Origin of the sequence: Paenibacillus sp. N3/727, from assembly GCF_022637315.1 — a bacterium.
In the GTDB taxonomy this organism is placed as follows: domain Bacteria; phylum Bacillota; class Bacilli; order Paenibacillales; family Paenibacillaceae; genus Paenibacillus_AQ; species Paenibacillus_AQ uliginis.
This window is the reverse complement of sequence record NZ_CP093336.1, coordinates 1,807,576-1,816,603: the sequence shown is the minus strand read 5'-3', so window position 1 is coordinate 1,816,603 and position 9,028 is coordinate 1,807,576. Positions and strand designations below refer to the sequence as shown.

Below are 9,028 nucleotides of genomic sequence, written 5' to 3'. Positions count from 1 at the left end.
TAAGAAATTAGAGATGAAGAGCGGTTCTTAAAGAACTACGCAAGAAGGGTGACGGTAACAGAGACTTCATTTAGCGGGTAAATTCAATTCTTAGGTGAATAAGAAAGTGATAAACTAGCAGGTTTACTCACTAAAGCTCATGGCTGTTTTGAGCATATAAACGTGAGTCTGACTGAAAATGGGGATGAATAATATGATGAAATTATTTAGGTATTTGAAGCCCTTTCGGCTTCCAATCCTAGTGGTGTTCGCATTGGTCTTTATGCAGTCTTTATCAGACTTGTACTTACCTACACTAATGGCGGACATCGTAGATAAAGGGATCATTAACGGTGATATCCCGTATATCTGGAAAATTGGCGGTATCATGCTAATATTTGCAGCCATTGGAGCGGTTTGTTCTATTGGAGTAAGCTATTGCTCTTCACGTGTGGCTATAAGATTCGGCCAAAAATTACGGAGTAAAATGTACCGTCATGTACAGAATTTCTCCCTGCAGGAGTTCGATACGTTTGGTACTGCATCTCTAATTACCCGAAGCACAAATGATATCTATCAAGTTCAGCAAGTGCTCATTATGCTTCTTCGTATGATGATCAGTGCACCGATGATGTGTATTGGCGGTATGATCATGGCCGTAAATAAAGATGCCGAGTTATCGCTTGTTATTGTGGTCATCATTCCTGTACTTGTTGCAGCCATTGCGATTATAGCGCTGAGGGGACTTCCACTATTTAAATCTATGCAGGTGAAGTTAGATACGTTGAACCGCGTTTTACGTGAGAATCTTACAGGAATGCGAGTGATTCGCTCGTTCAATCGTACTGAACATGAGACCAAGCGCTTTGAAGATGCCAATGTAGATTTTACAAACACAGCGGTTAAAGTAAACAAGATTATGGCAGCTATGATGCCGATCATGATGTTAGTTATGAATTTCTCAACCATTGCCATTGTCTGGTTTGGCGGGGTTCGTATAAGTAACGGCGATATGCAAGTGGGATCTTTAATGGCATTTATTCAATACGCGACACAAATTATATTCTCGCTCATCATGGTATCTGTTATCTTTGTTATCCTTCCAAGAGCTTCTGCTTCGGCTATTCGGATTAATGAGGTATTGGATAAGGTACCGGAAATTAATGACCCCTCACAACCTAAACAAGCCAATCTTCAAAGGGGCTACCTCTCATTTAAAGACGTAACATTCCATTATCCTGGTGCAGAGCAACCAGCGATTTCTAACATTTCCTTTGATGCCGGACCGGGTGAGACGACCGCAATTATTGGTGGCACCGGATCAGGTAAATCCACACTGTTGAGTCTTATCCCGCGCTTCTATGATGTAGGCAGCGGAAAAGTGCTTTTAGATGGTGTGGATGTCCGAGAACTTTCTCAGGAACAATTACGGGAGAAGATTGGTTTCGTTCCCCAGAAGTCATTGCTCTTCACCGGTACTATTGCAGATAATATTCGTTACGGTAAAAAGAATGCTAATGATGAAGAGATACAACGTGCGGCTGACATTGCACAGGCTACCGAATTTATATCCAATATGAAGGACGGATTCCAATCCGAGATTGCGCAAGGTGGCGGTAATGTCTCAGGTGGTCAAAAACAACGGCTATCTATCGCTCGTGCATTGGTTAGGCAGCCAGAAGTATATGTATTTGACGATAGCTTCTCAGCGCTAGATATGAAGACAGATGCAAAGCTTCGTACCGCCCTGAAAGAAGTTACTATGAATGCTACTGTACTCTTAGTAGCACAGAGAGTAAGTACCGTGATGGATGCAGATCGAATTATCGTGTTGGATAATGGTGGCATTGTCGGAATAGGTACACATCGAGAGTTAATGGATACCTGTGATGTGTATCGTGAGATTGTATCCTCACAGTTGTCAGAGGAGGAAAGCGCATGAGTGAAAAGGAAAGAAAAAACAGGCCTGCTGGACGAAGTCGCAGCCAAGGTGGACCAGCAAGTATTATGCCCGGAGAGAAGGCTAAAAACTTCAAGGGATCTTTAAAGCGATTGATTCAGTATCTAAAACCTCGCAAGATTACATTGATATTCATTTTATTGATGGCAATACTAAGTACTATATTTAGTATTGTAAGCCCCAAAATTCTGGGGAAAGCAACAACTAAATTATTTGAAGGCATCATTGCGATGAGTAAAGGTGTCCCAAATGCCAAAATAGATTTCCATTATATCACTCAAATTTTGCTGATTCTGGCTGGTTTTTATATCATCAGTGCGCTATTCAGTTATATACAACAGTATCTGATGGCTGGTGTAGCTCAGAAAGTTGTACTCGATATGCGGACGCAGATTAACAGTAAGTTATCTCGCTTGCCGCTCAAGTATTTCGATTCCCAGACACATGGCGAAATTCTGAGTCGCGCTACAAATGATGTCGATAATATCAGTACAACACTACAACAAAGTTTAGCTCAGCTTATTACATCGGTTGTGACCATTGTCGGGGTCATTGTCATGATGCTGACGATCAGTCCATGGTTGACGCTTATTACCATTGTCACCTTACCTCTAAGTGTGCTTGTTGTAAAAGGTGTGGCTACTCGATCACAGAAGTATTTTAAGGGACAACAGAAGTCTCTGGGTGATATGAATGGACACGTTGAGGAAATGTACACAGGACATAAGATTGTAAAGGCATTTGGACTCGAAGAGCAAACGTTAAAGGATTTTGACGAAATCAATGAGAACTTGTACCTTTCTGGTTGGAAGGCCCAATTCCTTTCTGGAATGATTATGCCATTAATGAGTTTCGTTAGTAATATAGGTTATGTATTTGTGTGTGTCGTCGGTGGTATCTTTGTCTCTAATGGAAAAATCAACATCGGGGATGTACAAGCATTTATTCAGTATACGAGACAATTCTCGCAACCGATTGCTCAAACAGCAAACATTGCCAACATCATTCAATCAACAATAGCATGTGCTGAACGTGTATTTGAGCTCTTGGATGAACAAGAAGAAGTGCCAGAAATTCAGAATGCTAAAATGGTTATGTATCCTCGAGGCGCGGTTCAATTTGAACATGTTAATTTTGGGTACAAAGAAGATTCAATGCTTATCGAAGATATGAATATTGATGTCTCACCCGGACAGAGCATTGCCATTGTAGGGCCGACAGGAGCAGGAAAGACGACACTCATCAATCTTTTTATGCGTTTCTATGAATTGAATGGTGGGGCGATTAAGATTGATGGTGTGAATATCACCGATATGAAGCGCGGTGACCTTCGCAGTAAATTCGGTATGGTTCTTCAAGACACTTGGCTCTTTAATGGTACGATTCGAGATAATATCGCTTATGGCCGCGAAGGAGCTACGGAAGAGGAGATCATTAAAGCTTCTAAAGCAGCCCATGCGGATCATTTCATTCGGACCCTTCCGGATGGGTATAATACGATTCTGAATGAAGAAGCCTCCAATATTTCTCATGGTCAGAAGCAACTCCTGACGATTGCCAGAGCCATCCTTGCAAATCCGTCGATTCTTATTTTAGACGAAGCGACGAGTAGCGTAGATACGCGTACTGAAATTTACATTCAGAAAGCCATGAATGAGCTGATGAAAGGTAGAACCAGCTTCGTAATTGCACATCGATTATCTACGATTCGAGACGCCGATCTTATTCTAGTAATGAACCATGGTAGTGTGATTGAAAAGGGCAGCCACGAGGGGTTACTGAAACAGGGGGGCTTCTATGCAGACTTGTACAACAGTCAATTTTATCAAGTAATGGAAAAAGTGGTGTGATATAAGTCTAGTTAATGACAAAAGGAGTACGCACTGTATAATACCAGTGGCGTACTCCTTTTTGATATACTGATATACATGTTCTATACACTTTGTAGTAATACTTGAAAAATGTTGAGTTTAGGTGTAACCCAATGTTCTTCACACACTGATTTTAACAGATCTGGATATTCAAGTTTCTTTCTATCGTCTAAAATTTCCGGGCCGCGAACGTGGCCAGCTTCGTGCCCTTGTTCGGACGGTAGCTCTCAATCGCCTTGATTAGCCCAATGGTGCCGATGGAGATGAGGTCCTCCATGTCTTCGCCTGTATTGTCGAATTTTTTGAGGTTGTGGGCACGATGCGATGTCAAAAAAATAAACCAATTACGATCGTTTCCGATTCGAATTGGTTTACTTATGTGTTTTATAATTTTTTTGTAGTTTCCGATTAATTTCTTGTGTCCATTCAGGCAGTTCATTTAAATAATATTTTATCCGCTTTTATCTGCTTCAAAAATAAACTCTCCATTAGCTTTACTTTTATCAACAACAATTAATTGATCAATCAGGTCTCAGTGAGATATCAGAATATCACCTAATCCCACATAAAACATAATGATTTCAAAGCCTTGTTCCTTTGCATCTCTCATCTGCCTTATAACGTTACCACCCGCTAAAGTGGTTTCCACAGTGAAGTCCCACTTATTTCTGATACATTCTCTGGCTATTCTTATAGCTTCTTTTCCAGCGGATACTTTACTCTTTTCAGGATGCCCGTTATTGATTTTGCGGGCTAGTGCATCTGGATCAATATTCACACTGACTCCAAGCCGGTCAACAATCAAGTTGCGGATTGTGCTCTTACCACTTCCATTATTACCTGCAAACACATACATTGTTACATTTATCTCATTCATGTGTGAAATCCTGTTCATTCATTTTCTCGATCTTACCCGTACTATATTCTCTAACAATTTGCCCCTCATTTGTCTTATATACAATATATGTTCCATTTGCTTTAGCATCCAACTTCGCCCGGTCACCCGTTAACCGGATCAATTTAGCAAGGTCCTTCGTAAGATTCATAATTACACAAACACCTCATTTCCCACTTATAGTTCGAGTATACCACAGTACAGCGCATTTTATATCTGCTTCAAGCTATACAGATAATTCAGTGATTTTGGAATTTCTTATTAAAAACATAAACAACCTGCAGGATCGAGACATTTGAAGTCTCATTCCTACAGGCAATTTCTTACCTCACCGCTTCGCCTTATAAAACTCATGATACAACTTCATCAATGCCCGCTTCTCAATCCGTGATACATAGCTACGCGAAATCCCGAGCTCCTTCGCGATCTCCCGCTGCGTCCGTTCCTCACCGCCTGCTTCAAGGCCGAAACGCCCGATGACCACTTCCTTCTCCCGGTCGTCCAAAATGTCCAGATTGCGGTAAATCTTGCTCTTTTCAATCTTCAACTGCACCGCATCCACAATATCATCAGCCTCTGAGCCAAGGATATCTATCAAAGTGATTTCATTGCCCTCTTTATCCGTTCCAATCGGATCATGAAGAGATACGTCCTTGCGGGTCTTCTTCAGGGAACGAAGATGCATTAGTATCTCATTTTCTATACAACGCGCGGCAAATGTCGCAAGCTTCGTCCCTTTGTTTGGTCGAAAGCTCTCTATTGCCTTAATCAGACCGATCGTTCCGATCGAAATCAGATCTTCCAGATCCTCGCCCGTATTATCGAATTTTTTGACAATGTGGGCCACCAGCCTGAGGTTATGCTCAATGAGCTTGTTGCGGGAATTGGGGTCACCTTCCGCCATAAGAAGCAGATGCCTCGCTTCCTCTTCCTCGGTCAAGGGCTGGGGAAACGCATTATTTTTCACATACGATACGAGTAGGCTCAATTCTTTAATGAACAAAGCAATTGCGGTAAACAGTCCAGGCACTGGGGACACCTCCTGCAGAATACAATGCAACCGGCCCTTTATCGCGCTCGGTTCTAGTCTGTTCATTGTATGTGGGCAGAGGCCCAGAAGTGCATGTACGGGAAAACTACCTCATCTTATTGTTTAAGAAAGCATCATTTTACCAAAAAAGGTCACCTTCCCCCCGTACATTTCCAGCATATGAACTTATACAATAAGTATAGTTATTCCATAATCAGGCTAACGCGTAGCCTTGGGATGGAAGGGGGACAGCATCTTTATCCTATCAAGCAAAAAAGGAGCGTTTGCACCGATGGTTAAAGAATTGCATGCGGACATCGTTATTCTCGGAGGCGGCACCGGCGGTACGGCTGCTGCTCTCGCAGCTGCTAAATCAGGAAAAAACGTAATTATGACAGAAGAGACCCGCTGGATTGGTGGCCAGCTCACAAGTCAAGCTGTACCTCCAGATGAGCATCCATGGATTGAATCGTTTGGCTGTACGCGAAGTTATCGTCAGTTTCGTGAAGGAGTAAGGCAGTATTATCGCAATCACTTTCCCTTAACGGCAGCGGCCAGAGCAGATATCCACCTGAATCCCGGAGGCGGGATTGTAAGCCGGTTGTGTCATGAGCCCCGTACGGCTCTAGCCGTGCTGCAAGAAATGCTCGCCCCTTATATACACAGCGGAAGATTAAAAATTATGTATGAATATGTGTTAGAGCAGGCCGAAGTTGCTGGAGATCAGGTCAGCAGTGTAACCGTCAAGAGCCTCAACACGGATGTACGTGTGATATTACGTGCACCTATTTATTTAGATGCAACAGAATGTGGTGATCTTCTTCCAGCAGCAGGAGTGGAATATGTCACCGGAGCGGAATCCATGGCACAGACCGGTGAACCACATGCGGTAGACGGGGAAGCATTGCCAATGGATATGCAGGGCTTTACCTACTGTTACGCGGTTGATTATATGGAAAATGAGGATCATACCATTGACAGGCCGGAACAGTATTCATTTTGGCGTGATTACAAACCTGAGTTCTGGCCCGATCACCTGCTGAGTCTTAGTGGTGTAAGACCTGCAACGATGGAACCGGTAAGATATGAGATTTTCCCGGACACGGAGAAGTTTTCTTTATTCCTGTACCGGCAAATCCTCAATCAGAAGCTTTTTCAGGAAGGAACATTCCAGAGCCCGATTTCACTCATCAACTGGCCCCAGAACGACTACTGGCTAGGATCTGTGATCGATGTAAGCGAGGAGGAACGACGCCGACACTTATACGGCGCTAAGCAGCTTAGCCTTTCTCTGCTCTATTGGCTGCAGACCGAAGCGCCTCATCCGGACGGCAAGCAGGGTTATCCGGGTCTGCGGCTTAGACCAGATGTCGTTGGCACCGAGGACGGCCTAGCGATGTACCCTTACATACGTGAATCAAGGAGGATTCAAGCGGAGTTTACCGTGCTGGAGCAGCATGTGGCTACGGATAGCCGTCCGGATGGGAAAGCGGAAATGTTCCACGATTCCGTTGGCATCGGATGTTATCGCATTGATCTGCATCCGAGTACAGCTGGCCGGCCCTACATCGATATATCTTCCCTGCCCTTTCAGATCCCGCTCGGTAGCTTGATTCCGAAACGGGTGACCAATGTTCTTGCGGCCGCCAAAAACATCGGCGTTACCCACATTACGAATGGATGCTACCGACTGCATCCAGTGGAGTGGAACATCGGAGAGGCTGCCGGTTACTGTGCAAGTTATTGCCTGGACCGAAATCTGCTTCCTACTGCCGTCCGTAACAATGAAACCGAGCTTTCCCAATTCCAGATGAGACTGACTCAGGAAGGCATTGAACTTCAGTGGCCGACCATACATTCCGTTTAATCTAAAATCCGTGATCTGTTTCCTATTTCTATAGCAGAGGTGAATAAACAATGAGTGAAGTCATACGAATCGGTGTCATCGGAGCAGGAAGTATCTCTGAAATGCACCTGAAATCCTATCATCAGAACCCGCAAGCCATCCTGTACGCGGTATGTGATATGAAAGTGGAACGAGCACAGGCCAAGGCTGAGAAATACGATATTCCTTTTGTCTATTCCGACTACCAAGAACTTCTTGCCAATCCGGACATTGATGCTGTCAGCATCTGCACATGGAACAACTCACACGCAGAAATTAGTATAGCTGCCCTTCAGGCCGGTAAAAATGTACTCGTGGAGAAGCCTCTCTGCAAATCTGTAGATGAAGCGTTAGCCGTTGAACAAGCGGTAGAGCAATCCAGAAAAATACTTCAGGTTGGATTTGTACGTCGTTATGCCTCCAACACACGGATCGTCAAGCAGTTTATGGACAGCGGCGATATTGGCCCGATTTACTATGCAAAAGCTTCCTGTATCCGCAGGCTGGGCAACCCGGGCGGCTGGTTCTCGGACATTGAACGCTCCGGAGGCGGACCCTTGATCGATGTCGGGGTTCACGTCATCGATTTATGCTGGTACCTTATGGGCAAGCCAAAAGTAAAATCGATCAGCGGAAATACTTACAACAAGCTTGGAAACCGATCGAACATTCAAAATCTGAAGTTTTATAAAGCAGCAGACTACAATGCTGAGCACAACACCGTGGAAGATATGGCGAACGCATTAATCCGATTTGATAATGGTGCCTCTCTCCTGGTTGACGTCAGCTTTACTCTCCATGCCAAAGAAGACGAGCTAACTGTGAAGCTGTACGGTGAGAACGGCGGAGTAGAACTCGAGCCTAGTTTGACAATCATCACCGAGAAGCATAATACGATCTTGAATACGACGCCCCAGATTAACAATCTAAGCTTTGACTTTATACAAGGATTCCAAGATGAAATCGATTATTTCATCGAGGTTTGTCAAGGCAAACAATCTACCATCAGTCCTGTAGGCGACGGTGTGGAAATGATGAAGATTCTATGCGGTGTCTATGAATCCAGCAAGCAGGGCAAAGAGATCGTCTTTGATTGATCCAGTATAAGAGGGGTGTCCCAAAAGGTCCTTTGACCTGGGACACCCCTTTTTGTCTGTTGTGAGACGCGGCGCGAACGAATCGTTCCTACAATCGCTCTTGCCTCCGTTTTTTTTGATGGACTGACATGGACACAACATCAGTACTTGAATGAATTGAACCTCCTTATGTGTAGAATGTGACTACTTATATTCCTACATACGCGGTGGGATGTAGCTACTCATATTATCCAACAGGATTCAGTGAATGTTGTATAAAATGCAACTTTAATCCATCATATAGCGGTGAAAGACGGATTGTTGTATTCCAT

Annotated in this window: 7 protein-coding genes and 1 pseudogene; 4 read left to right on the top strand and 4 right to left on the bottom strand. The window is 43.9% G+C overall.

Translation table 11 applies throughout. The features are described from left to right. The first annotated feature begins 193 nt into the window (after positions 1-193). Entirely contained in the window at positions 194-1,921 is a 1,728-nt protein-coding gene (locus MNQ98_RS08105) for an ABC transporter ATP-binding protein (RefSeq protein ID WP_241932720.1), read from the top strand. Further along, positions 1,918-3,789, top strand: coding sequence for an ABC transporter ATP-binding protein (locus MNQ98_RS08100; RefSeq protein ID WP_241932719.1), 1,872 nt, complete (start codon positions 1,918-1,920; stop codon positions 3,787-3,789). Before MNQ98_RS08105 ends, MNQ98_RS08100 begins: the two co-directional genes overlap by 4 nt. Positions 3,790-3,988: 199 nt before the next feature. On the opposite strand, the pseudogene MNQ98_RS08095 reads toward MNQ98_RS08100, so the two are convergent. The 4 genes and pseudogenes from MNQ98_RS08095 to sigK form a co-directional block, all read right to left on the bottom strand. Further along, a pseudogene (locus MNQ98_RS08095) lies at positions 3,989-4,177 on the bottom strand (sigma factor); the annotation flags it as partial. A 165-nt stretch (positions 4,178-4,342) separates the two neighbouring features. Beyond that, the gene (locus tag MNQ98_RS08090) at positions 4,343-4,687 is read right to left on the bottom strand and encodes a zeta toxin family protein (RefSeq protein WP_241932718.1); all 345 of its coding nucleotides are present in this window, start codon (positions 4,685-4,687) and stop codon (positions 4,343-4,345) included. Next, a complete protein-coding gene (locus MNQ98_RS08085; protein WP_208915178.1) occupies positions 4,680-4,856 on the bottom strand; it encodes a hypothetical protein in 177 nt (58 codons plus the stop codon). Before MNQ98_RS08085 ends, MNQ98_RS08090 begins: the two co-directional genes overlap by 8 nt. A 177-nt stretch (positions 4,857-5,033) precedes the next feature. Continuing rightward, on the bottom strand, positions 5,034-5,735 hold the full coding sequence (gene sigK, locus MNQ98_RS08080) for an RNA polymerase sporulation sigma factor SigK (RefSeq protein ID WP_208915179.1): 702 nt from the start codon (positions 5,733-5,735) through the stop codon (positions 5,034-5,036). 292 nt (positions 5,736-6,027) lie between these two features. On the opposite strand from sigK, the gene MNQ98_RS08075 reads away from it, so the two are divergent. Together MNQ98_RS08075 and MNQ98_RS08070 are read left to right on the top strand one after the other, a co-directional pair. Then, complete coding sequence (locus MNQ98_RS08075) at positions 6,028-7,602, top strand: FAD-dependent oxidoreductase (RefSeq protein ID WP_241932717.1); 1,575 nt, start codon at positions 6,028-6,030, stop codon at positions 7,600-7,602. 50 nt (positions 7,603-7,652) lie between these two features. Continuing rightward, the gene (locus MNQ98_RS08070) at positions 7,653-8,717 is read left to right on the top strand and encodes a Gfo/Idh/MocA family protein (protein ID WP_241932716.1); all 1,065 of its coding nucleotides are present in this window, start codon (positions 7,653-7,655) and stop codon (positions 8,715-8,717) included. The last annotated feature ends 311 nt before the right edge of the window (positions 8,718-9,028 follow it).